Here is a 24,829-nt window from a genome sequence, read left to right as displayed (position 1 = left end):
TTTATTTCGTACTAATGGACAAGAATAAAATTGTACAAAATAAATACAAATCACTTGTCTATAAATGCCCGATTAGTGGAAAACTAACAATCATTAATGGATGTCTAAAATCCTTGCTGATTGAAGTTTCACTTAATGGAAGGTGATGTTTTTGAACGGTAATTCTTTATATGAAGTGCAGCGTAAACTGCTACCCGAAATGGATGAATTGCTCAAAAAGCGTTTCAGGCTATTGCAAGCAATCGCATTACAAAGCCCAATTGGAAGAAGGGCTTTAGCTGATATTTTGCAGCTTACAGAACGCGATGTTCGTAAAGAAACGCAAATTTTAAGTGAGCAGCAATTAATTCAAATTCAAGTAAAAGGCATGGTTTGCACAGAACTGGGGTATACCGTTTTAGAGCAATTAAAAACATTGTTCCATGAATTGATGGGTATTTCCAAAAAAGAGCAACAGCTAAAGGTAGCGCTTCAAATTAGTCAAGTCATTATCGTTCCTGGCGATATTGAACAGGACGTAAGCACCTATTCCTTAATAGGAAAAGAAGCTGCAGCGATTGTGATGCAAAGGGCACAGCCAAACTGCAAAATAGCAGTTACAGGTGGTAGCTCAGTTGGTTCAATTGGACCGTATCTACAGCCGCATAAAGCTTTACAGAACGCACAGTTTATCGCTGCTCGCGGTGGGATTGGTGATGAAATGACAATGCAGGCTAATACGCTCGTTGCACAATTTGCTGAGCGATGTCATGCAACATATCGCACGCTATTTTTACCAGAACATTTAAGTGAGCAAGCTTACAGTGCAATGAAGGATGAGCCAATCGTTAAGGAAATGATTGAACTCTATGACAATATCAATATTGTTATTCATGGCATTGGAGAGGCGATGGAGATGGCTGATCGTAGGCAAAGCAGTGAGGGAGACAAGCAATTATTGCTTGAAAAAGGTGCTATTGGTGAGGCATTTGGCTATTATTTCGATGAACAAGGGCAAATTGTTCACCATATTCGTACAATTGGTATTCAGCTAGAGCAGGTGCAGCAAAGCGATTTAATTCTCGCTATTGCAGCAGGTGCAAGTAAGGCAAAATCAATACAAGCATATTTTAAAAATCCAATAAAAAATACTGTTTTTATTACTGATGAAAGTGCAGCAAATGCAATTTTAGAAAATCTATAATGAGCCACAGAGCTCTTATAAATAAATTTTTGGAGGAATTTCACATGGCATTAAAATTAGCAATTAACGGATTTGGACGTATTGGTCGTTTAGTATTTCGTGAGGCGATGAAACATGATGAGTTTGAAGTTGTCGCAGTAAACGACTTAACAGATGCTGGTCAATTAGCACATTTACTAAAATACGATTCAGTACACGGTGTCTATGAAGCAGACGTACAAGCTGAGGAAGATGCATTTATCGTAAATGGCCAAAAAGTTCGCGTATATGCAGAGAAAGATCCGCTTAATTTACCATGGGGCGAGCTAGGAGTTGATGTAGTTTTAGAATGTACAGGTCACTTCCGTTCAATGGAAGAAGTATCGAAGCACGTAGAAGCAGGTGCTAAAAAAGCGATTCTTTCAGCGCCAGCTAAAGGTGCAATGCCAACTTTCGTAATGGGTGTAAACCATACAGAGTATGATCCAAAAACACAACATGTTATTTCAAATGCTTCATGTACAACAAACTGTTTAGCACCAGTTGCAAAAATTTTAGATGAAAAGTTTGGTATTAAACGTGGTATGATGACGACTATTCACTCATACACAAATGACCAACGCATTCTTGACTTCCCGCACTCTGACCCACGTCGCGCACGTGCTGGAGCAGTGTCAATGATTCCAACTACGACAGGTGCAGCAGTAGCAGTTTCTAAAGTTTTACCACAGTTAAAAGGCAAGCTTGATGGCTTCTCAATGCGTGTACCAACACCAAACGTATCTTGCGTAGATTTAGTTGCAGAATTAAATAGTGAAGTAACTGTTGAATCAGTAAACGCTGCATTAAAAGAAGCTTCTGAAGGCGAATTAAAAGGTATTTTAGATTATAACGAATTACCATTAGTTTCAATCGACTATAACGGTAACCATGCTTCTTCAACTGTTGATGGTTTATCAACGATGGTAATGGAAGGCCAAATGGTAAAAATTATTTCTTGGTATGACAATGAAATTGGCTACTCAACACGTTTAATGGACTTAGCTCTTTACGTAGCTGAGCAAGGTCTATAATAGTTTATAATTAATATGACATACTTTTGTTAAAAGTATGTCATATTAATCAGCTAACCTTTGAAAAAGTATAGCCTTTATATTATATAGCCTTTATAATGTATAGAGGGAAACGAGAGCGAGCGGTTTACCGAATCGCTCTTTTTTTACAAAGCGTGTTGGATTGTAAAAAATATTAAAACATACAGCCCTCGCAAGACATACATAATGGCTTTTGATACTATAAAGGTAGAAATAATATTGCTGCCTAGACGTTAGAGGAGGATTTTTCATGATTGCAAAGAAAGCAATGAAAGACGTAGAAGTAAAAGGGAAACGCGTATTTGTACGTGTTGACTTCAATGTGCCTATGGAAGATGGTCGTGTTACAGATGACACACGTATTCGCGCGGCATTACCAACAATTCAATATTTAGTTGAGGCTGGTGCAAAAGTAATTTTAGCCTCTCATTTAGGTCGTCCTAAAGGTGAAGTGAACGAAGAAATGCGCCTAACAGCAGTAGGAACGCGCTTAGCAGAATTAATCGAGCGTCCTGTAACGAAATTAGACGAGTCGATTGGTGAAGCGGTAGAAGCAGCGATTGCTGAGATGCAAGAGGGAGACATTATTTTATTAGAAAATGTTCGCTTCCATAAGGGTGAAGAGAAAAATGATTCTGAGCTAGCGCAAGCCTTTGCTAAATTAGCTGACGTATATGTGAATGATGCATTTGGAGCGGCGCATCGTGCACACGCAACAACAGAAGGAATTGCCAAATTCATTCCTGCTGTATCGGGCTTCTTAATGGAAAAAGAATTAGATGTTTTAGGCAAAGCATTATCAAATCCAGAGCGTCCATTTACAGCAATTATTGGTGGGGCGAAGGTTAAGGATAAAATTGGCGTAATCGAAAATTTATTAGAAAAAGTAGACCACTTAATTATCGGTGGGGGCTTATCATTTACATTTATTAAAGCTTTAGGCCATGATATCGGTAACTCTTTATTAGAGGAAGATAAAATCGAACTAGCAAAAAGCTTTATCGACAAGGCGAAGGAAAAAGGCGTGCAATTACATATGCCAATCGACGCTGTTGTAGCAAATGAGTTTTCAAAGGATGCAGCTACTCAAGTAGTAGATATTGATGCAATTCCAGCAGGCTGGATGGGTCTTGATATCGGACCAAAAACAGCAGCAAGCTATGCAGAAGTTATTGCAAAATCAAAACTAATTATTTGGAATGGTCCAATGGGCGTGTTTGAAATGGAGAAATTCGCAAATGGTACAAAAACTGTTGCGGATGCAATGGCTGCAACAGAAGGCTACACAGTAATCGGTGGTGGCGATTCAGCAGCAGCAGTTGAAAAATTCGAAGTAGCAAGCCAAATGAATCATATTTCAACAGGTGGCGGTGCAAGCTTAGAGTTAATGGAAGGCAAAGAGCTTCCAGGCATCGTAGCATTAAACGACAAATAATTATTGGAGGCAAAAAAATGCGTAAACCAATTATTGCAGGAAACTGGAAAATGTATAAAACATTTGATGAGGCAGTGGAATTTGTAGAAGCATTACAAGATAAAATTCCATCAAATGATAAAGTTGATGCAGTTGTTTGTGCACCAGCACTTTATTTACCAATACTTGTACAAATTCAGAGCGACTCAGAGCTAGCAATTGGTGCACAAAATATGCACTTTGAAAATGAAGGAGCATTTACTGGTGAAGTAAGCCCTGCACAGTTAGCAAGCGTAGGTGTAGACTATGTTATTTTAGGTCACTCAGAGCGCCGTGAAATGTTTAATGAAACAGACGATGCAGTAAATAAAAAAGTACGCGCAGCTTTAAATCACAGTATTGTACCAATTATTTGCTGTGGCGAAACGCTAGAGGAACGTGAAGCTGGCCAAACGACAGCGAAAGTGTCAACGCAAATTCGTGCAGCATTACAAGGCTTCACTGGGGAAGAAGTGACACATATGGTCATTGCCTATGAGCCAATTTGGGCAATCGGCACAGGTAAAACAGCAACTGCTGATGATGCCAACGAAACATGTGGCGCAATCCGTGCAGTTGTAGAGGAGCTATTTGGTAGCGAGGTTGCAGAAGCGATTCGTATTCAATATGGTGGCTCTGTAAAACCAGACAATATTGTAGAGCTGCTTTCCAAGGAGCATATTGACGGTGCATTAGTTGGTGGCGCAAGCTTACAGCCAGAATCATATATAAAATTATTGGAGGCGGGGGCAAATGCCTAAAAAGCCAGTAGCATTAATTATTTTAGACGGCTTTGCCTTGCGCGATGAAGTAAAAGGAAATGCTGTTGCGCAAGCAAATAAACCGAATTTTGATCGTTATTGGAATGCCTACCCTCACACTACATTAACAGCTAGTGGCGAGGCGGTAGGGCTGCCAGATGGACAGATGGGAAATTCAGAGGTTGGGCATTTAAATATCGGTGCAGGTCGCATTGTCTATCAAAGCTTAACTCGTATTAATAAATCGATTCGTGAAGGCGATTTTTTCCGCAATGAAGCGTTTTTACAAGCAGTGGAGCATGTGAAAAAGCATGGTTCGAAGCTACACTTAATGGGGCTTTTATCTGATGGTGGTGTACACAGCCATTATGAGCATCTTTTTGCACTATTAAAGCTAGCAAAGGCCAATGGTGTGGAGGATGTCTATGTACACGGCTTTTTAGACGGGCGTGATGTTGGACCAACAACAGCGCTAGAATATATCGAAGAAACAGAAAAGCAAATGGCTGAAATTGGCGTTGGTGCATTTGCATCGATTCACGGTCGTTACTATGCAATGGATCGCGATAAACGTTGGGATCGTGTGGAGCTGTCCTACAAAGCATTAGTTGATGGCGTTGGTCAAACGGCAGCAACTGCTAATGCAGGTGTAGCGTCTTCCTATACGCGTGAGGTAGTGGATGAGTTTGTTGTACCATTCGTTGTAACAAAGGAAGGGCAACCAGTTGCGACAGTTGATACAGATGATGCAGTTATCTTTTTCAACTTCCGACCAGACCGCGCGATTCAGCTTTCAACAGTATTTACGAATTCAGCATTTAACGGCTTTAAGCTATCAGAAAAGCATCCACAAAACTTAAAGTTCGTTTCATTTACACATTATAGTGATGAAGTGAATGCAATCGTTGCTTATGAAAACGATAATTTAGTAAATACTGTAGGGGAAGTAATTTCAGCAAACGGTTTAACACAGCTACGCATCGCTGAAACTGAAAAATATCCCCATGTAACATTTTTCATGAGTGGTGGACGTGAGGATAAATTCCCTGGAGAGGAGCGCATTTTAATTCCTTCTCCAAAAGTAGCAACATATGACCTAAAGCCAGAAATGAGCGCATATGAAGTAACAGATGCACTACTTGACGCAATTGAAGCTGAGCGCTTTGATGCGATACTATTAAACTTTGCAAATCCTGATATGGTTGGACATAGCGGTATGCTAGAGCCAACGATTAAGGCAATTGAAACAGTTGATGAATGCTTAGGGAAAATAGTTGATGCGATACTTGCCAAAGGCGGCGCAGCAATTATTACCGCTGACCATGGCAATTCAGACGAGGTTATTACACTCGATGATTTACCAATGACAGCTCATACAACAAATCCTGTTCCAGTCATTGTGACACAACGCGATGTAGTGCTTGAGCAAGACGGCATTTTAGCAGACCTTGCACCAACAATACTTGCACTGCTTGAAGTGGAACAACCGGCTGATATGACAGGTAAGTCATTAATTATGACAACAAAATAAGTTTAACCAAAAAGGAGAATGTAACATGCCATTTATTACACAAGTTTATGCTCGCGAAGTATTAGATTCACGTGGTAACCCAACAGTTGAGGTAGAAGTATTTACAGAGTCAGGTGCATTTGGTCGCGCAATCGTGCCATCAGGTGCATCAACTGGTGAATACGAGGCAGTAGAATTACGTGACGGCGACAAAGCTCGCTATTTAGGTAAAGGCGTATTAAAAGCGGTTGAAAATGTTAACACAACTATTGCTGAAGCATTAGAAGACAATTTCTCTGTATTAGACCAAGTAGTAATTGATAAGGCTTTAATCGAGCTTGACGGTACAGCAAACAAAGGTAAATTAGGTGCAAACGCAATTTTAGGTGTTTCAATGGCGGTAGCACATGCAGCAGCAAACTACTTAGATATGCCATTATACCAATACTTAGGTGGCTTCAATGCGAAGCAATTACCAGTACCAATGATGAACATTATCAACGGTGGTGCACACGCGGATAACAACGTAGATATCCAAGAGTTCATGATTATGCCTGTAGGCGCTGAAAGCTTCACACATGCATTACGCATTGGCGCTGAAATCTTCCATAGCTTAAAAGCTGTCTTAAAAGAAAAAGGCTATAACACTGCTGTAGGTGACGAAGGCGGTTTCGCTCCAAACCTAGGCTCTAACGAAGAAGCGATCACAGTTATTTTAGAAGCAATTGAAAAAGCAGGCTACAAGCCAGGCGAAGAAGTACGTTTAGCAATGGACGTAGCATCTTCAGAGCTATTCAATAAAGAAGACGGCAAATACCACTTAGCTGGTGAAGGCGTTGTGAAAACATCTGAAGAAATGGTTGATTGGTACGAAGAGTTAACATCTAAATACCCAATTATCTCAATCGAAGACGGCTTAGATGAAAACGACTGGGCTGGCCACAAATTATTAACTGAGCGCATTGGTAACCGCGTACAATTAGTAGGTGACGATTTATTCGTAACAAATACTGAAAAGCTTTCTCGCGGTATCGAGGAAGGCGTAGGTAATTCAATCTTAATTAAAGTAAACCAAATCGGTACTTTAACAGAAACATTCGACGCAATCGAAATGGCAAAACGCGCTGGCTACACAGCAGTTATCTCTCACCGTTCTGGTGAATCAGAGGATGCAACAATTGCAGATATCGCTGTTGCAACAAACGCTGGTCAAATTAAAACGGGTGCTCCATCTCGTACAGACCGCGTAGCGAAATACAACCAATTATTACGCATTGAAGATCAATTAGATGTAACTGCACAATATTTAGGCTTAGGTGCATTCTATAACTTAAAATAATATGACAAGGGCAGTCGAGAAAGCAGGTAACACCTGCATTTCCCAACTGCCCTTTTTGCGAGGAGAATTTTAAACAGCAAAAGGAGCTGTGAGGAAGGTTTTCAATCCTCCCACAGCTCCTTACATCTATATTAAATATTTCAAAAACAGGTGGCTATAATGATATAGCCACTATATTTTCTTAATATGATAATTAATCATCAATGCTATATTCTAAAACTTTTCCTGTTACAGCATCGATTTCGAATTCGTGCTCGATTTTGCCGTCTTTAATTTCAACTTCGTATATATATTTACCATTATCTTCATCAAGCTCAGCCTTTTTTACTTGACCTGAAGCTTGTTTTTGCGCAATAGCAATTGCTTGCTGAGCTGAAATAATGTTGCTTGGTGCGTTAGACGAATGCTTGTTACCATTGTTTTTATTGTTGCTATGGTTACCATTGTTATTATGGTTGTTGTTTCCTTTATGAGAGTTTTTATCTTTATTGTCCCATTTGTTATGGTTTAAAATAGCGCCAGTTTTAGCATCAATATCAAATTCATTGACAACGCTACGATCGCGCACGATAATTTCATAAATATCTTTACCATTTTTTACAGTTGGTTTTGCCTTTGTTACATTACCTGTTACTTGCTTTAGAGCGATATCCATAGCTTGTTGCTTTGTGATTAATCCGCTTGTAGTAGGTTTGTTATTGTTTTTATTATCCCATTGATTTTTGTTTAAAATAGCACCAGTTGTAGCGTCAATATCAAATTCATTAACGATACTGCGGTCGCGCACGATAATTTCATAAATGTTTTTGTCGTTTTTATAAGTAAGCTTAGCTTTTGTCACATTACCAGACGCTTGCTTTAAAGCGATATCCATAGCTTGTTGCTTTGTAATTAATTTCGAAGACGGTTGTTGGTTAGTCGTTTCTTTAGCCTGTTGTAGCGCTGTACGCTCTACCACTGTTACTGAACCTGTTTTAGCATTTACTTGAAGCTTTAATTTCTCAGAATCTGTTTTCATTTCGATTTCATAATGAGGGATCTTATCGTCATCCTCAAAATCAAAATCTATGATGTTTCCTTTAAACTGCTTTAATACGCTGTTTTTCGCTTCTTGTGCAGTAATTGTAGTGGCCTTTTCAGCTGACCCCGATAAATCCTTTTGTGCAAAAATGTAGCCCCCAATCATACCGATAAATACAGTGAGGATAATTAATATTTTTTTCATCTTAAATTCACTCCTTATGTCGTTTACAATTTGATTATAAAAAATGAAAATGAGATGACTGTTAGAGAAACATTAGAATTTGATGAGAATTTAATCATCGAACTCAACAGAAAGAATTTTTCCTGTAATAGCATGGATAATAAATTCCGTTTCGTAATCACCGTGCTCTATTTTAATTTCATAAATGCCGCCATCATCTGTCTTTTTGTATTTAGCCTTATCAACAATGCCAGGCTGTTCCTTTAAAGCAATTTGGATTGCCTGCTGCTCAGAGATTTTATAGCTTTGAGTAGACTGCTTTGTTTCCTTATTATTTTTTGGAGGCTTTGCTGCTTGCTCATTCGTTTTAGGCTTTGTTTCATTTTTTTGCTGCTGCGTCGGTTTATTTTCTGTTATAGTTGGTTTTTGTACTACTTCGTTTTTTGTATTTGCCTCTTTTTTAGAATCTACTGGTATGACATCGTTCTTTGCGCCGCTTTTTGCATCTACCTGTGTAGCATCACTCTTTGTGCCATCTTTTCCATCAACTTGTGTGACTTCACTCTTTGTGTCATCTTTTCCATTTACTTGTGTGATTTTATTTTTTGCATCGACCTGTGCCACATCGTTTTTGGTTTCATCTTTTTCATCCACCTGTGCTACAAATCGGTGCACAAGCGCTAAGTTGGAGGGGTGGCTATTTTCTAAATCGATATTGATTTGGTAAATACCTTCTTTTGTTGTAAAGGAGACAACCGCGATATCATCCTTCATCACAATTGTTTTAATTTCTCCTCCATAAAGCTTTTCGATATGCGCTTTTATATCTGCCTTACTCAATGGCTGCTTTTGAACGATATTATTCAGTCCAGAAAACAAGAAATAGCTAATGATACATGTTGCGATTAGCAGTAAAATTATTTTTTTATTCACGTATCATCACATCCTTACTCAAAATTGTCACAACTGTACCAACACCTACAGTACTGCTAATTTCTATAGTTAAATGTAGTAAATCAGCTAACTCCTTGGCAATTGGCAAACCAAGCCCAGTACCACCCGTTTTACGACTACGCGCTTTATCAACGCGGTAAAAGCGTTCAAATAAATGCGGCAAATCCTTTTCAGGCACACCGATACCAGCGTCCTCGATAATAATTTGCTTGTCTGTTGTCATTGTCACTGTAATTGGTTGTTCACTATATTTACGCGCATTATCAATAAAAATAAAGAGCAGCTGCTTCAACTTCGCAGCATCTGTTAGCAGTGTAAAGTCATGCCCTTGTATGCGAATTTCGCGAGCATAAGCTTGCTGCATTGTAGCTGCAATTTCCTGTAATAGTGGCTCAATATGTGTCGTAGCTAAATCGATTTCAACATTTTCATTAACCGAGGCAAGCTGTAGCATTTGTGTAATCATATCTTGCATATTAGCTGTTTCCTTCGTAATTGCTGCCAATGCTTCGTAAGCGACCTGCTCATTTTGAAAGCCGCGGCGCTGCAAAAGCTTAGCATAGCTTTCGATAACAGTGAGCGGGGTTTTTAGCTCATGCGAGGCATTGCCAACAAATTGCTGCTGCTTCATATAGTTATCCTCTAAACGATGCATTAAAGAGTTATAAGTCGTCGTCATTTCAGCAATTTCATCTTTTTCATTTTTCTGTAAAGGTAGTTGCTCATAGCGATTTGTCGTGATATTTTGCTGCATTGTTGTTGTAAGTTGCTGAATAGGCTTTGCAATGACCCCAGCTAGTACGGAGCTTGCCAAATAAATTGGCACAACCGCAACAAGCGCCAGCGCAATTAAAATCCATTTTAACAAGGCGATATTTTGCGCGATACCATGCAATGGCTCAATTAACTCAAGTGTAGTAATTTCGCCAGTTGGCCATAGAAGAGGATAGCCCATTGCGAGAATAGGCGTGTCTTTCCAATACGAAATGGTGTAATTTTCATACTCTTTTAATACAAAGGGAATGCGTTCGGCAGTTGTTGCCTGCATGTAAATAAGCTGCTCACCATTTTCATCGACAACGCGCAAGGCACCGTTTGTTGGAATGAAGGCTCGTAAAAAAGCATTGACATTTATATCTGTATCTACTTTACTAATGGCACTCATTAATTCGTCTGCGCGATTTTGCAGTTGTGTATATTCGGTTTGAAAGGCGAGCTGCTTATAAATAATAAAGATTCCTGTGAAGCTAGTTGCCATAATAATAAGCGTTAGCAATGTCGAAAACAAATTAATCTTTGTTTTAAGCTTCATCATTTGCTACCTTCATTACATAGCCGACACCACGTAGCGTATGGATCAGTGGAACACCAACGGCATCGATTTTTTGACGCAAATAGCGAACATAGACATCGACCACATTTGTATCGCCATAATAATCATAGCCCCATACTGCATTTAAAATTTGCTCACGACTTTGCACATGCTGTGGATGCTTTAAAAAATGCACTAATAAATCGTATTCGCGCGGCGTTAAATGAATAGCTTGCCCTGCGCGTATCACTTCACGCGTTTGTTCATTTAGCGATAAATCCGCAAAGCTAAGCTGTTCATCCTGCTGTACTGGTGCTACAGCTGTGACCCTTAATGCAGCGCGAATACGAGCAAGTAGCTCCTCAAAATCAAAGGGCTTTGTTACATAGTCATTAGCACCTAAATCAAGGCCCATTACTTTATCCTGTACAAGACCTTTTGCTGTTAATAGAATGACAGGTGTCGCATCCTTTTTACGAATACGCTGCAATACCTCAAAGCCATTCATTTCTGGCAGCATAACATCAAGCAATACTAAATCCCATGACTCTTCGCGATATGTAATTAATCCTTCAGTTCCTGTATAAGCCACTTTCGTTGTGTAGCCTTCAAATTCAAGCTCTAATTGTAGAACTCTTGCAATTTGTGGCTCATCCTCTATAATTAAAATTTTTTGCACGATTATGACCTCCAATCCTATATTTATCCTAGATGATAAGAAACATAGATGCAAGTTAGTTGAAATATTTCGCATTGTCATACAGAAAGGCATTTGGTATAATGTAATTTGTTGCAATGTTTGGGATGCAGGAGGTGGACGTATGCATACGTTAGTTATGACTTTACTTATTATCGTTTCGATTGCTTTAATTGCTACTGTATTATTACAATCAGGTAAAAGTGCAGGTTTATCAGGGGCCATCTCTGGTGGAGCAGAGCAACTTTTCGGTAAACAAAAAGCGCGTGGAATGGATTTAATCTTACACCGCACAACAATTGTACTAGCTGTGTTATTCTTTGTTTTAGCATTAGCGATTGCAAAAATTTAATTCAAGTGAAGTGAGCTGCCATTAAGTGAAAACTTATGTGGTAGCTTTTTTGTTTAACTAAGGGAAGAGAAACGCCAATTGAATTGTGAAATTTGCCAATAGAACAAAGAAAAGCGCCAACAGAATGTGAAATAGCGCCAATAGAATCAAGAAAGCTTCGATAAAAAACGGAAAAATCGCAAATAATAAAAGAAAGGTTTCGATTTTTCGCCATCATTGGATGTTTTACCTTATAATGTAGATAGACGGGTAATTGATGAAAAGTATGGAGGACAGACAAATGAAATTAACACAGCCAAAACCATTTTTCTTTCAAGCAGGGAAGCGAGCCGTATTGCTGTTACATGGCTTCACTGGTACTTCTGCCGATGTACGCATGCTTGGGCGCTTTTTAGAGAAGAAGGGTTACACTTCCCACGCACCACATTATAAAGGGCATGGTGTGCCACCAGAGGAGCTACTCGTTACGAATCCAGAGCAGTGGTGGCAGGATGTGCAGGATGGCTACCAATTTTTAAAGGAACAGGGCTATGAGGAAATTGCGGTTGCGGGATTATCCCTTGGAGGTGTTTTTTCATTAAAGCTGGCGATGAACTTTCCACTAAAGGGCATCGTGACAATGTGTTCACCGATGACGATGCGCACATTAGATATTATGTTTGATGGTGTGCTAGACTATGCAAAACAATATAAAAAATATGAAGGAAAAACTGACGAGCAAATCGAAACAGAATTGCAAGCGATTCGTCAACAAGGTATGCCGTCCTTAAAGGATTTACAAAAGCTTGTTGATGATGTATACCGCGAAATTGATATGATTTATGCACCGATTTTCGTCGTGCAAGCAACAAAAGATGACGTAATTAATCCAGATTCCGCGAATATGATTTACGAAGGTGTGGAATCCTTAAAGAAATCGATTAAATGGTATGACAATTCAGGACATGTAATTACGCTAGATAAAGAAAAGGAACAGCTACATGAAGATGTGTACGCCTTTTTACAATCTCTTGATTGGCATGTTGAATAATTGAAATAGAGATGTTTGTTAGTGAGGAGGGACAATGATGACGCAAAATAATGATTTACAACAGCGCTTGCTTGAGCTGATGAAAGAGCCAGAGTACAAGCCGATGACTGTTTCAGAAATTGAAGATGCTTTCGAAATGATTGAAGCAGAGGAATTTAAAGAGCTTGTAAAAACTTTAGTAAAAATGGAGGCGCAGGGCCACTTAGTACGCTCACGCTCCAATCGCTATGGTCTGCCAGAGCGCATGAATTTATTACGCGGGCGCTTTATTGGGCATGCAAAAGGCTTCGGCTTTGTAACGCCTGAGGAAGACGGGATGGATGATATTTTTATCCCACCATATGAAATTAATGGCGCGTTAAATGGCGATACAGTTTTAATTCGTGTACTAAAGGAAACATCAGGTGACCGCCGTGAAGGAACGGTAACAAAAATTGTAGAGCGCAGCAAAACGACTTTCGTTGGTACATACCAAGCAAACCGTGGTTTTGGCTTCGTAATACCAGACGATAAAAAGTTAAACATGGACATCTATGTTGCGAAAGAGGATACACTTGGCGCAGTAGATGGACATAAAGTCGTTGTGGAAGTTATATCATGGCCAGATGAAATCAAATCAGCATCAGGCATGGTGACGAAAATACTAGGTCATAAAAATGACCCAGGTGTCGATATTTTATCGATTCTTTATAAATACGATATTCCACCTGAATTCCCACAAGAGGTTGTCGATGCGGCAGGACAAGTACCTGATGAAGTATCAGAGAAGGATTTAATCGGACGTCGCGATCTTCGCAATGAAACGATTGTGACGATTGACGGTGCAGATGCGAAGGATTTAGATGATGCTGTAACTGTAACTAAAAACAGCGATGGCACGTACAAATTAGGTGTACACATTGCGGATGTAAGCCATTATGTAACAGAGGGCTCACTTTTAGACCAAGAAGCATATGACCGTGCGACATCTGTTTATTTAACAGACCGTGTAATCCCAATGATTCCGCACCGCTTATCAAACGGCATTTGCTCATTAAATCCACAGGTAGACCGCTTAACGCTATCTTGTGAAATGACGATTGATGGCAGCGGACAAGTTGTGCACCATGAAATTTTCCAAAGTGTTATTAAGACAACGGAGCGCATGACCTATTCAGATGTTTATAAAATTTTGGAGGAGCCTGACGAGCATCCAGAGTTAATTGAGCGCTATGAGGAGCTTGTGCCAATGTTTACGAAAATGGCAGAGCTTGCAGCAATCTTGCGTCAAAAGCGTATGGGACGCGGAGCGATTGATTTTGATTTTAAAGAATCAAAAGTGCTAGTAAATGAAGAGGGCTGGCCAACTGATATTGTGCTACGTGAGCGCACAGTGGCAGAGCGTTTAATTGAGGAGTTTATGCTTGCGGCAAACGAAACAATTGCCGAGCATTTCCACTGGATGGACCTACCTTTCCTTTACCGTATACACGAAGATCCAAAGCCTGAAAAATTACAGCGCTTCTTCGAGTTCGTGACAAATTTCGGCTTAGTAGTAAAAGGATCAGGCAATTCGGTGCATCCAAAAGCGCTACAGGAAATTATTCGTTCGATTGAAGGAATGCCTGAGGAGCCAGTTATTTCAACGATGCTCCTACGCTCTTTACAGCAGGCCAAGTATTATCCAGAATCGCTAGGACACTTTGGCCTATCGACAGATTATTATACGCATTTCACATCGCCGATTCGCCGTTACCCAGACTTAATCGTGCACCGTTTAATCCGCACATATTTAATTAATGGTGATACGTCAAAGGACACGGTATTTAAATGGCAGCAAGCAATGGATGAAATTGCTGATCACACTTCAGACCGTGAACGCCGTGCTGTTGAAGCAGAGCGCGACACAGATGCGCTGAAAAAAGCACAATTTATGTCTGATAAAATTGGCGAAGAATTTGTCGGCATGGTATCATCACTTACAAACTTCGGTATGTTTGTGGAGCTACCAAACACGGTAGAGGGTCTTGTGCATATTAGCAATATGACAGATGATTATTACCGCTTTGACGACCGTCATATGGTATTAATCGGCGAACGCACAGGACGCCAATTCCATATCGGTGATGAAGTAACAGTACGTGTTACAAACGTCATCATCGAGGAATCATCAATCGACTTTGAAGTTGTCGGCATGGTCACTTCACATGGCAGACGCCCACGCAAAGAGACACCAAAAGTCATCCATGCAGGGCGCAGTGAAAAAAAACGCGGCGAACGCTCAGAGCGCCGCGACCCGAAAAAGCGCGGCGACAGCAAAGACGAGCGCCCAAGCCGTAGAAAACGCAGTGCAGACGAACGCGACCCGCGCGGCCGCCGCAAAGACGGCAAAGCAAAGGACAAACCAAAATTCTACGAAGGCATCGCTAAAAAAGGCAAGAAGAAAAAGAAAAGATAATTAAGGGGAAATGCTACTAGCCATGCTCTTGGAGAAGGCTAGTGTGACCTTATATGAGAATGGGCTGCTCAAACAACATCTGAGCAGCTCGCTGTGAGGTGTAATAAATGGCAAAAGGAACGGGCAAAGTACTAGCCCAAAACAAAAAAGCAGGACACGATTATTTTATTGAAGAAACATACGAAGCTGGCCTTGTCCTAACAGGCACAGAAATCAAATCAATTCGCTCAGGCAAAGTGCAGCTAAAGGACTCACATATTCGTGTAAGAGGTGGCGAAGCATGGGTATACAACATGCATGTCAGCCCATTCGACCAAGGCAACCGCTTCAACCACGACCCACTACGCAATCGCAAGCTCTTGCTGCACAAAAAACAAATTAATCAGCTAGTAGGCGCAGTAAAACGTGACGGCTACACAATCGTCCCGTTAAAAATGTATATTAAAGACGGCTACGCAAAGCTATTAATCGGTCTAGGTAAAGGGAAGAAAGATCACGATAAACGCGATGATTTACGTAAAAAAGAAGCAAAGCGTGAAATGGAACGTGTCTTCAAGGACCGCCAACGCTAAGCCAAAACAGCACGCCCATAGAAGCGTGCTGTTTTACTGTAGGTTAAGCAAAAATTACAACGCAATGCAAAAGTTAACAATGAAAAATCAGCGTAATCGCTTGATGTTTGACTATCTTTGTCTTATAATAGTGACTACAATGCCAGTGAGCATCTACTCATACGTTGCTCATTTTACAGCCTGCATCCAGCAGAGCTGACCGTATACGGTTTACAAACCGGATAATCATCCGGGGACGTTACGGATTCGACAGGGGTGGTTCAAGCTCTGGTCGCGCGTCGGAGGCTCGGCTCCGTCATCAACGGAAGTTATATAATAACTGGCAAACAACAAAACTTAGCTTTCGCAGCGTAAGCTCGTAGGCGCTCTGCCTGTCCATCGCCCATGTGGACTACGTAGGGCTCAACTTTAAGTGGGATACGGTCGGTGGTGCCGCTTGAGTCACCGGCAAGAGATTTCCAAGCTAGCGTGCAGGACGCCTGTCTGTCGGCATAATGCCACGCGAACTGCAAATAGACAAACTACACGCGTAGAAGCCGGCGTATTGGAGCTTCTGGACGCGGGTTCGACTCCCGCCGTCTCCATAATACGATTTCATTGGATTTCAATGAACGTCAAAACCCTTGTATATCAAGGGTTTTTTATTTTGTCTATGTCATATAATTTCATTGAATATCAAACGAACGTAGTCAAAAACGTAGTCATTTATGCTACATATTAATGTAGTCAGCGAACTTTGAAATTGCTTCTTCTTTCGCCTTTTTCGTAACATGTGCATAGATGTTCATTGTTGTTTGTATGTCGCTATGCCCTAAACGGTCTTGTACTTCCTTTAAACTAGCACCTGCTTCAAATAACAATGAGCAGTGTGTATGTCGTAAGCCATGAGTAGTAATTGTGCCAAGCTGATATTTCTTTTGCACATGTAAAATCCATTTACGTGTTTTTGTTGGCTGTAAATATTCATTACGTTCATTGCTAAATACAAGCTGCTTTGGCTGCATTGTATTAAAGCCTAACACTAAATAATCTTGCTTCTGTTTTTTCTTCCAAGCTTTTAAGATAGCCATTGTTTTATCATCCATTTTAATAGTACGAGCAACACCTGTTTTTGTGGATTTAACATACAGCTTATTATTTTTCCCTCGTGAAAGTGCTTTGTTAATACGTAATTCATTTGTAGTGAAATTTAAATCATTCCATGTAAGAGCTAATGCTTCACCTTTACGCATACCACTAAATGCTAATAAGCGGAATAGAGCATAGGCTTTATAATTATCTTCCTGCTCTAAACAAGTTAGAAATTGAATAAGCTGTTCACGAGTGTAAAAATTCTCTGCTTCCTCTTCTTCAATGATGGTAGCTTTTTTAGAAGCGGTGGCTGGCATATCTACATGTGTGAAGGGATTTGTCTGTATATAGCCGCGCTTAATAGCAAAATTCAATACTTTAGCTGCATATGCTTTAACCACACGAAATTTCTTCAATTTATCTGCCCATTCATCTACATGCTTTTGACATATATCCACATTGATTTTTTCAATTTTATATTCACACATAGCAGGTAAAATATGATTTTTAAAAATACCTACTGTTTTAATAAAGGTGCTTTCCTCAACAGTTTTTTCATAATGAACTACCCATAGGTCATAAAGTTCTTGATACGTTTCAGCGCGTTCTTGCTTATATGTGCCATTAGCAATGTCTAGTTTAATACGAGCTAATGCTAATTCAGCTTCCTTACGTGTTTTAAAGCCGCGCTTCATTGTCCTTTTTTGCTTACCTGTTAGTGGGTCGATTCCTAAATAAACAGGGAATTCATATCTTGTTTCGCCGTTTTTCAGTTCATAGTTTTTAATAGGCGATACTTTTTTCTTTGTCATACCAGCTCCTCCTAAATTGTTGCGGGGGCAAATAATTAGAGGATAGAGGATTGCTCCTCTTAACAATAATATATAATTGACTTAAGAGAGAATCCTCATTTCCTATTTTAGAAACTTCGATTTTCTAAGAATGAATCTATTTCTTTTTTTGAAACACGTTTGATGCCGTCAATTTCGCAAACTTTTAGCCCCATTGTCCGAAATTTATTGAGAGTATTATGAGACACCCCAATATATGTTGCTGCTTCAGCTAAGCTAAACCATTCTTTCAGAAATGGAATGTTAGTTTTTAACATTTCGTTGGTGCATGAAAGAATAAGGTTTGTTAAATGTTCTTCAAAATCTTTTGAGATATCAAGTGATGATAGCATCTTTATTTCCTCCTAATAAAAAATTAGACTTTTATTGTGATACCCTTATAGCCATATTTGTTATTTCCTTTGCCATCTCTGAATCGACTGTAAGAGATATTTGGTAATGACTTTATATAATTATTCAAGACTTGTTTATTTTCGGGAGAAATGTCGTTTTGCTTGCAGTATTTTATATACTCATCTTCAATTTCAAATTTATAAATTTGATAACTTACATCAATTTCGCAATGAAGTCTAATAAAACTATCAATTGAATTATTTTGTTCATAATAAGCTTTTGACATCTCCTCTATCTCTGTATAATTTGTAAACTCATAGTTATTATTCTTCCAGCGTATTAAACCTTCTATTGCCCAATTCACAATGAATTCTTTTTCTTTTAAGAGCTTTTCAAAAAGTAAAAGATCCTGCTGTGATTTAGGTATTGGATTATTAAATGGGAAAATAATAATTCGCTGGCTAAAGGCATTTGATTTATCAAGACCATTTATAGTAGGTAAATGATTTCCAGCAAAAAGTAAAACAGCACTGTTAATAAAATTTATTGGTTGTTCATATATAGGTCTAGCTGTTACATAATCTCCACCAGAAAGTTTTTTAAATACATCTAATTTATTTAAGCGAAATTCAGAAGCTTCACCACAAGTATTTAATTTCTTACCTAATAATTGAGATAAATACTCAGGCTTATTCAATTGCTCAAAGCTTAGATTGGTATATGAGTTTGGACCAACTAGATGCTCAAAAAGTTTTAAAATTATGGATTTTCCAGTATCTTTAGGTCCTAGTAAATATGGTATATATTTAACATTCCGCATTTCTGAAATAACATAACCAAATAATTCCTGAATACGCAAGTATAAATATCTATTTCCTCCTGTAATATCGCAAATGAAGTTATTGAAATATTCCCCATTGGTATTACTGTTACTTATATACTTAGCATTGATAGTGGAAGTGAAAAAATATTTAGGATTATGTGGAGCAAAGCTAATTTTTTCTATATCAAAAATGCCATTTGAAAAGGATATTAAATTAATTTTATTTCTCAGGTAATCTTGCTTTATTTCAATATTCTCGTCAGATTTAATCCATTGAATTATTTCTTTTATTGAGCTGCTATTTATTTTGCCTTTATAAATAGAAGGAATATTTTGTCTAATGAACTTATCAGCATATTCAATATTAACTAAAACGTATATTCCTTTGTCAGAATTCCAATGGTATAAAGAGCCTTCTACGACCAAAAATGTAAAGTTATTAATAAAAAATGTAGCTAGCTCTGCATTTGATATTCCGTTATATTTATTTTGTTTTTCTGTTGTTGCTGCTGTTGCTACTGGTAATTTTAGTTCGTTTAAGCTTTCTATATTATCAATTTGGATACATGGAGCTTCTCTCCATGTATCCTTTATATTTAATTTAGGATAGACTGTTTCTAATGAAATACTATTAAGAGAGTCGAAGTTAGTTTTGATGCGAGTTAACTGTTTATACTTCATTTATATCACCTTTATCTTGTGTATTTGAGTTTTCTAAATGCTGCTTGAATAAATGTATCACACCCTCTTTTTCTTTATTAGGAAGTAAATTCAAAAATAATAAACGATTTGCTCTCTGTGTATCTTCATTTTCACTAAAAACGCATTCCATAATCAAATTATCTGAAAATAAATCTGGCATAATGAATACAAGGCAAGAGTATGGACCGTACTCCCAATACAACATTATTTTTTGTTTTGGTAGTAATTTTGCTTTGTGGTTAAACCGAAGTATTTTATTACCGCTTTTAATGTAAAATACAGATTTCTTTAAAAGCCTATTGTCTATGGTGATATAAGTTGTATCTACATTTGTGAATGAAGATATAGGAGCATGATTAATGAATCCTTTTAATTCGTCCTTGCCACTTAAATTTGAAAAATATAGAGCTGTGTAAGGTTTAAATTTTGAATGACCTAAACCGTAAGCTACTGCATCTTTAGATGATATTGCAATCGCATACGTATTAGTTATATTTTCTCGACACATCTGTAATACCTTTTCGAACTTTTTCTCTAGCTGATTATCATTTTTTTTACCCATTGTAAACACTCCTTAAATTGTTATTAGCTTACGTTATAAAATTTAAAGGACTTTTTAGTTGTTTTGAATGTTTTGCTTTTGAAAAAAATTTTTATTTTTTAAAAAATGAGAACCCTTGACAAATAAGTATTCATGTGGATGTGGCATGTTCAAAGTGTTCATAGTAGAATTAACTAACAAAAATAATAACTTATATTGAATATAGTTATTTTATTATGGTTACTTAAAAAATGTTATTGGAACATCGTGAACAATTTGAACACAAGGGGGAATTTGAATGAATGAAAATAAAAACATAGAGGTATTTACTGATGAGGTGGCAAATTTAATTGTCGAAAAAGTAGTACATATATTAGAAACAGAATATGAAATTAAGTGGAATCCTATTCAATCTTGGAGTTGGGAAGAAGAATGCGAAACGTTAGTTTTTGATTTTTTGTCAAAAATAGGAAATAGTGAAAGTGCATACTTTATTTGGGGTTTTTGTGAAGAAAAAGGGTGGATTTTAAAAGATATAGATGATGATTTAAAAGATATAATTAATATAATTCTAGGAGGAAAAAAGAAGCTTTATAATAAGTTTGTAAGATACCTAGAAGCTGATGTGAAGGTTTCGTTGTTAGCCAAAACAGTGGAAGATTTGACAAATAAAATGAATAAAGATGCTAAAAAAAATGCTAGTGAATTATTTTATAGTTATGAGAACTGGAAGGCAGAATTAGGCATCACAATAAAGGATTTCGCCGACGAGTCTCAGGAATACACAATAATTGATAAGTTGCATGATTATCCTAAAAATATCAACCACAAATATACGAAAGATTTAATTTATTTTCATTCTGCTATTTTAGCTAATAGCAAAATATATTATTCAATTTTATTTGAAAGACCACTTGAAGTATCTGTAAAAGAAGTATTGTATAATATATCAGATGGTTACCCAAAATTGGTTAATTATAAAATAGATAACCAATTAATAGTGGATAGTCAACAATTAATGAATTATTATATTTCAAAGCTTAATGAAAAAAAGTTCAAATATAATAAATCATTGAATTTTTATTTTTTCAATAATAGTACAAAATTGTATGATTTGAATATTATAACAAATGTGCTTGCTAAAAAATCAAGAATAGCTAAAAACTTTAGCATATATCCTCTAAAAGAATACACAAAAAAATCTAATGTTTTCTATAATATTATTAAAAATTTGTGTAGAGATAGCATTGATTTAGTCAATTATAATGGTATTTTAACTAAAGAATTATTAATTAAAGTTTCCTTTGATAACAAAATAATGGATGGGGAAATGTTATATAAAGCTCATAGTAACATATATAACAAATGCTTAGAAGATTTAGGAAATGTAATAAGTAATGTATCAAGCTCACAGGAAGAAAAATCGAGAGAACATTTTATCTATGATGAATTAATCAAAGAGGACCCTTATGAAAGCCATTTGAAGAAATTTGAACAAAAAATAAAAAAAATAAACGAAAAAGCCCAGAGTACAAAGGATTTAATGTGGAAAGAATTTTATTTTTATAACTATTTAGCGGTATACGATGCATTTGTTCGAAAGAACTAGGATGTAGAGTGGTATCCTAGTTCTTTACGAGTGTTATTTTTTCTTAATGGTACTTTCTATTACTTCTATTGCAACTGTAGTAATTAATGGAATAAATACTTTTTTAAACAATTGATTTCACCTCCTTATATAACACCAATTTCTTTTAGAGATTTGAAATTGTTAGTACAGATGATTAGGTGATCCATCAAATCAATCCCTAAAATATTACATGCTTTTTTTAACCTTTCAGTTACTTCTAGATCTTCAGGACTAGGATCACAGATATTGCTGGGGTGATTATGAACAACTAAAATAGATGCAGCATTACTCAGAATTGCAATTTTCAGCACCTCGCGCGGATGAACTATACTGGCATTTAGGCTACCTATATGAACAATTTGAATGCATGTGGGTTGATTTTTGGTATCTAGACACATAACTATAAAGTGTTCTCGGTCAACATCGCCTAGAAATTCGCTAATTAAATTATAAGCATCATCAGGACTTCTAATGTGCCTTTCTTTATACAGTAATGATTTTTCACGCACTAATTTAACCTGAACAATGTTTACTCGTTTGGCTGATTGATTCATATATTTTCCTCCTATCAATAAAATAAAAGCACACGAGAATAATATATAATCGAAATTTCATATAAAACGTTTTATTTACTTAAAGAAGCCCTCCATGATAGGGGGCTTCTTAATTTTTTCTCCATTCAATAATTTGTTTAAAAATTGTGTACAACTGTTGTTGCTCATTTATATTTACATCAGATAGTAATTCAATAATTAATCTATATGGTAAATTTTCAGTAGAAGTATAGTTTGATTCAATTACTGAAAAAAATTCCCCAAGATCAATTTCTAATGCGTTTGTGATTTGATGAAGGCTAGAGATTGTTAGGTTTTTTTCTCCACGTTCAACTTGCCCAATATAGGTGGGATGAACACTGGCTTTAAAAGCAAGTTCTTCTTGACTAAGATTCTTACTTTTTCTTAACATGCGAATGTGTATTCCAACTGACTTGATTAAATCATCCATTTCAGTTCACTCCTCCTTCTAAGATAACCCTATTAGGAAGACTTAATGATTTCTATATACTAATAATATTTATTTGTATGTAATATATACTATAAATATTTTGGGTGATATAATTAGCCTACACATATAGATAATTATGATAAAAGAAAGGGGGATAGTGTAAAGTTAGCAGTATTACATTTTATATGGAGGATGTTACATGACTTTGATGGAGATATTTGGATTAATAAAAACGTCAATTGGATTAATACTGGCTTTAATTATTACGTTAGTTATATTCAAAAATAGTAATGCACTTTTTAAATTTTTAATTTTTGTAATAACATTTTCAATTGGGGCACTCTTTTCAACTATAGTGATGGTTATTTTTCTTGTAGTAGTTAAAAAGATGGGAGTAGAGTTAAAAAAATATTATGTTATACCTATTTTAGTAATAATGTTATGTATGGATTTAAGCTTTTTTTTCCAATACGTAATTGAGCAAGAGGTAAGTAACTACGATTATTCTTATATGAACTTGTTATATGAGAAAGTACCTTCTATTATGGAATCAGATTTTGTACAGGAAAATACAACTATACAAAATTGGTTAAAGACATTAGATGAATAAATTATATTTATAGGCAGTTATTTAATTATTTTAAGATATTATAGACCCCTTGTAAGGAGAATATTCTCCTTACAAGGGGTCATTTATATAGAAGTTATTTTATACTATTGATATTAAATTAATATTTATATATACTATAAATATTAATTAGGTTCATATAATACAAAACTAGATTAAATTGGGGTTATGGGAATTTAATCCAGTTTACGTTTACTGTATTAATTATTTCCCAATAAAACAGAGAAATGGAGAGAGATGTATGAAAAAAATATTGAAAATATTAGGAGTGCTATTTGGTGTTTTTATTTTAGGAATTATAGCATTATTAATATTAGTACCTTCCCCAGAGGAATCTGTAGATGATAATCAAAATACAGACTTGCAGGAAGAGCAAGCAGAAGACTTTATAAATAGAAAATTTAAAGTAGGTGAGGTCGTCAATTATAGAGGTTTAGAAATGACTGTGACAAAAGCTGAATTTACAGAACCAAACCAGTATATTGCACCAGATCGAGGGAAAGTGCTAACAATTCATGTAGATACAAAAAATAATACAGATAAACGTCATTATGTAGAAGATATACAATTTAAAGTATATGATGAGTCGGGTACTGCAACTAGCTATTATCACGCATATGATGAAAATTCATTGGAAGCATATATGGATGCAGGAAAACGGGGTGAGGGAAAAATTTTCTTTGATGTACCTGTAAGCGATAAATATGAGTTGATATGGACACCAACAACATTCGATAATCCTGATTCTATTACGATTGAAATTGAAATTGAAATGTAATAGTCATAGAAATACAGTTTATCAAAAAATAAACGCATGTAAATTAAGCCTCTTGAACTTAATTTACATGCGTTTCTATTTTCATAATTCATTGTATTTTTACTTATGCCTTAGGCTTTCATTGGGATTTTATTGATTAAATTCGTTAACTTCTTGTTGTGCCTCAGATTCTGTTTGAAAAATCCATCTTCCAAAGAAATCAGAACTTTCTTGCTGTAAATCTAAATCAATCCCTGCGTCCACTCCCACGTATACTTTCTTTACCGTTTCTTTTCCATCTTCAATATTTAATGCATCTTCTTTATTTATAAACAATGTATCATGTATCATCCACATTTGTTGTACATATTTTTTCATTTATACTCATCCTTTCAATTCATTTAGTTTTATTAGTATCTATATTATTAACTAAACTAGTTATAATAGTTTATCATTTTCGAAATGGGAACACCTTGTATGGAAATATATATTTTTAATTTTTCCTAGTAAATGTGTATTGCCAAATGTTTATTGAAATGAAAATATTTGAGCGCTATTGATTAGGGTATAAAGAACCATTTATTCAACTTTATGATTTTATGTTTTACAAC

General features: G+C 36.7%; 24 protein-coding genes and 1 other RNA gene. 14 read left to right on the top strand and 11 right to left on the bottom strand.

All coding sequences use genetic code 11. The features are described 5' to 3' along the window. Positions 1 to 145: 145 nt before the first annotated feature. From TY13_RS12690 to eno, 6 genes are all read left to right on the top strand, one after another. Positions 146 to 1,183, top strand: coding sequence for a sugar-binding transcriptional regulator (locus TY13_RS12690; RefSeq protein ID WP_042476531.1), 1,038 nt, complete (start codon positions 146 to 148; stop codon positions 1,181 to 1,183). 44 nt (positions 1,184 to 1,227) lie between these two features. Beyond that, positions 1,228 to 2,235: a type I glyceraldehyde-3-phosphate dehydrogenase gene (gene gap, locus TY13_RS12685; RefSeq protein ID WP_042476527.1), complete on the top strand. Its 1,008-nt coding sequence runs from the start codon at positions 1,228 to 1,230 to the stop codon at positions 2,233 to 2,235. A gap of 271 nt (positions 2,236 to 2,506) precedes the next feature. Then, entirely contained in the window at positions 2,507 to 3,691 is a 1,185-nt protein-coding gene (locus TY13_RS12680; protein WP_042476524.1) for a phosphoglycerate kinase, read from the top strand. A gap of 17 nt (positions 3,692 to 3,708) precedes the next feature. After that, positions 3,709 to 4,470, top strand: a complete 762-nt coding sequence (gene tpiA, locus TY13_RS12675; protein WP_042476522.1) for a triose-phosphate isomerase — start codon at positions 3,709 to 3,711, stop codon at positions 4,468 to 4,470. Next, on the top strand, positions 4,463 to 6,001 hold the full coding sequence (gene gpmI / locus TY13_RS12670; RefSeq protein ID WP_042476519.1) for a 2,3-bisphosphoglycerate-independent phosphoglycerate mutase: 1,539 nt from the start codon (positions 4,463 to 4,465) through the stop codon (positions 5,999 to 6,001). The genes tpiA and gpmI overlap by 8 nt, the downstream gene beginning before the upstream one ends. 25 nt (positions 6,002 to 6,026) lie before the next feature. After that, positions 6,027 to 7,319 (top strand): phosphopyruvate hydratase, encoded by a 1,293-nt coding sequence (gene eno / locus TY13_RS12665; RefSeq protein ID WP_042476517.1) that lies wholly within the window; start codon positions 6,027 to 6,029, stop codon positions 7,317 to 7,319. Between the two features lie 193 nt (positions 7,320 to 7,512). On the opposite strand, the gene TY13_RS19895 is transcribed toward eno, so the two are convergent. From TY13_RS19895 to TY13_RS12645, 4 genes are all read right to left on the bottom strand, one after another. Then, complete coding sequence (locus tag TY13_RS19895) at positions 7,513 to 8,544, bottom strand: PepSY domain-containing protein (RefSeq protein ID WP_052344334.1); 1,032 nt, start codon at positions 8,542 to 8,544, stop codon at positions 7,513 to 7,515. Positions 8,545 to 8,634: 90 nt separating this feature from the next. Then, the gene (locus TY13_RS12655; protein WP_042476514.1) at positions 8,635 to 9,456 is read right to left on the bottom strand and encodes a PepSY domain-containing protein; all 822 of its coding nucleotides are present in this window, start codon (positions 9,454 to 9,456) and stop codon (positions 8,635 to 8,637) included. After that, the gene (locus tag TY13_RS12650; protein ID WP_230199437.1) at positions 9,449 to 10,792 is read right to left on the bottom strand and encodes a sensor histidine kinase; all 1,344 of its coding nucleotides are present in this window, start codon (positions 10,790 to 10,792) and stop codon (positions 9,449 to 9,451) included. Before TY13_RS12650 ends, TY13_RS12655 begins: the two co-directional genes overlap by 8 nt. Beyond that, positions 10,779 to 11,471 (bottom strand): response regulator transcription factor, encoded by a 693-nt coding sequence (locus TY13_RS12645; protein ID WP_407637731.1) that lies wholly within the window; start codon positions 11,469 to 11,471, stop codon positions 10,779 to 10,781. The genes TY13_RS12650 and TY13_RS12645 overlap by 14 nt, the downstream gene beginning before the upstream one ends. A gap of 139 nt (positions 11,472 to 11,610) precedes the next feature. Between TY13_RS12645 and secG the strand changes: the two genes are divergently transcribed. The 5 genes from secG to ssrA all read left to right on the top strand — a co-directional run bounded on the left by secG (position 11,611) and on the right by ssrA (position 16,464). Beyond that, positions 11,611 to 11,838: a preprotein translocase subunit SecG gene (gene secG / locus TY13_RS12640; protein WP_042476509.1), complete on the top strand. Its 228-nt coding sequence runs from the start codon at positions 11,611 to 11,613 to the stop codon at positions 11,836 to 11,838. 280 nt (positions 11,839 to 12,118) lie between these two features. Then, positions 12,119 to 12,868: an alpha/beta hydrolase gene (locus TY13_RS12635; RefSeq protein WP_042476505.1), complete on the top strand. Its 750-nt coding sequence runs from the start codon at positions 12,119 to 12,121 to the stop codon at positions 12,866 to 12,868. Between the two features lie 37 nt (positions 12,869 to 12,905). Then, positions 12,906 to 15,305: a ribonuclease R gene (gene rnr, locus TY13_RS12630; RefSeq protein WP_042476502.1), complete on the top strand. Its 2,400-nt coding sequence runs from the start codon at positions 12,906 to 12,908 to the stop codon at positions 15,303 to 15,305. A gap of 107 nt (positions 15,306 to 15,412) precedes the next feature. Next, positions 15,413 to 15,877 carry an SsrA-binding protein SmpB gene (smpB, locus tag TY13_RS12625; protein WP_042476499.1) on the top strand — a complete coding sequence of 155 codons (465 nt, stop codon included), beginning with the start codon at positions 15,413 to 15,415 and terminating at the stop codon, positions 15,875 to 15,877. A gap of 231 nt (positions 15,878 to 16,108) precedes the next feature. Next, positions 16,109 to 16,464: a transfer-messenger RNA gene (ssrA, locus tag TY13_RS20210) on the top strand. Between the two features lie 123 nt (positions 16,465 to 16,587). On the opposite strand, the gene TY13_RS12620 is transcribed toward ssrA, so the two are convergent. The 4 genes from TY13_RS12620 to TY13_RS12605 form a co-directional block, all read right to left on the bottom strand. Beyond that, on the bottom strand, positions 16,588 to 17,760 hold the full coding sequence (locus tag TY13_RS12620; protein WP_042476495.1) for a site-specific integrase: 1,173 nt from the start codon (positions 17,758 to 17,760) through the stop codon (positions 16,588 to 16,590). 107 nt (positions 17,761 to 17,867) lie between these two features. Then, positions 17,868 to 18,131 (bottom strand): helix-turn-helix domain-containing protein, encoded by a 264-nt coding sequence (locus tag TY13_RS12615; protein ID WP_042476493.1) that lies wholly within the window; start codon positions 18,129 to 18,131, stop codon positions 17,868 to 17,870. A 23-nt stretch (positions 18,132 to 18,154) separates the two neighbouring features. Then, on the bottom strand, positions 18,155 to 19,636 hold the full coding sequence (locus TY13_RS12610) for a DNA primase family protein (RefSeq protein ID WP_042476490.1): 1,482 nt from the start codon (positions 19,634 to 19,636) through the stop codon (positions 18,155 to 18,157). After that, positions 19,626 to 20,219 (bottom strand): hypothetical protein, encoded by a 594-nt coding sequence (locus tag TY13_RS12605; RefSeq protein ID WP_042476487.1) that lies wholly within the window; start codon positions 20,217 to 20,219, stop codon positions 19,626 to 19,628. Before TY13_RS12605 ends, TY13_RS12610 begins: the two co-directional genes overlap by 11 nt. 277 nt (positions 20,220 to 20,496) lie before the next feature. Here TY13_RS12605 and TY13_RS12600 point away from each other — a divergent pair, with 277 nt between their 5' ends. Beyond that, the gene (locus TY13_RS12600) at positions 20,497 to 21,807 is read left to right on the top strand and encodes a hypothetical protein (RefSeq protein ID WP_042476482.1); all 1,311 of its coding nucleotides are present in this window, start codon (positions 20,497 to 20,499) and stop codon (positions 21,805 to 21,807) included. Between the two features lie 125 nt (positions 21,808 to 21,932). Here TY13_RS12600 and TY13_RS12595 read toward each other — a convergent pair whose 3' ends face one another. Together TY13_RS12595 and TY13_RS12590 are read right to left on the bottom strand one after the other, a co-directional pair. Beyond that, positions 21,933 to 22,382 carry a JAB domain-containing protein gene (locus TY13_RS12595; RefSeq protein WP_042476479.1) on the bottom strand — a complete coding sequence of 150 codons (450 nt, stop codon included), beginning with the start codon at positions 22,380 to 22,382 and terminating at the stop codon, positions 21,933 to 21,935. A 109-nt stretch (positions 22,383 to 22,491) separates the two neighbouring features. Continuing rightward, positions 22,492 to 22,833: a helix-turn-helix domain-containing protein gene (locus tag TY13_RS12590; RefSeq protein WP_042476476.1), complete on the bottom strand. Its 342-nt coding sequence runs from the start codon at positions 22,831 to 22,833 to the stop codon at positions 22,492 to 22,494. A gap of 199 nt (positions 22,834 to 23,032) precedes the next feature. Here TY13_RS12590 and TY13_RS12585 point away from each other — a divergent pair, with 199 nt between their 5' ends. Beyond that, positions 23,033 to 23,443, top strand: coding sequence for a hypothetical protein (locus TY13_RS12585; protein WP_042476474.1), 411 nt, complete (start codon positions 23,033 to 23,035; stop codon positions 23,441 to 23,443). 259 nt (positions 23,444 to 23,702) lie between these two features. After that, on the top strand, positions 23,703 to 24,239 hold the full coding sequence (locus tag TY13_RS19890; protein ID WP_052344333.1) for a DUF4352 domain-containing protein: 537 nt from the start codon (positions 23,703 to 23,705) through the stop codon (positions 24,237 to 24,239). A 129-nt stretch (positions 24,240 to 24,368) separates the two neighbouring features. On the opposite strand, the gene TY13_RS12575 is transcribed toward TY13_RS19890, so the two are convergent. After that, positions 24,369 to 24,596 carry a hypothetical protein gene (locus TY13_RS12575; protein ID WP_042476473.1) on the bottom strand — a complete coding sequence of 76 codons (228 nt, stop codon included), beginning with the start codon at positions 24,594 to 24,596 and terminating at the stop codon, positions 24,369 to 24,371. Between the last annotated feature and the right edge of the window lie 233 nt (positions 24,597 to 24,829).

The sequence above is a fragment of the Bacillus ndiopicus genome (genome assembly GCF_000612805.1).
GTDB classification, from domain to species: domain Bacteria; phylum Bacillota; class Bacilli; order Bacillales_A; family Planococcaceae; genus Metasolibacillus; species Metasolibacillus ndiopicus.
The sequence above is the reverse complement of the archived record's forward strand: the minus strand, read 5'-3'. Positions and strand labels throughout refer to the sequence as shown.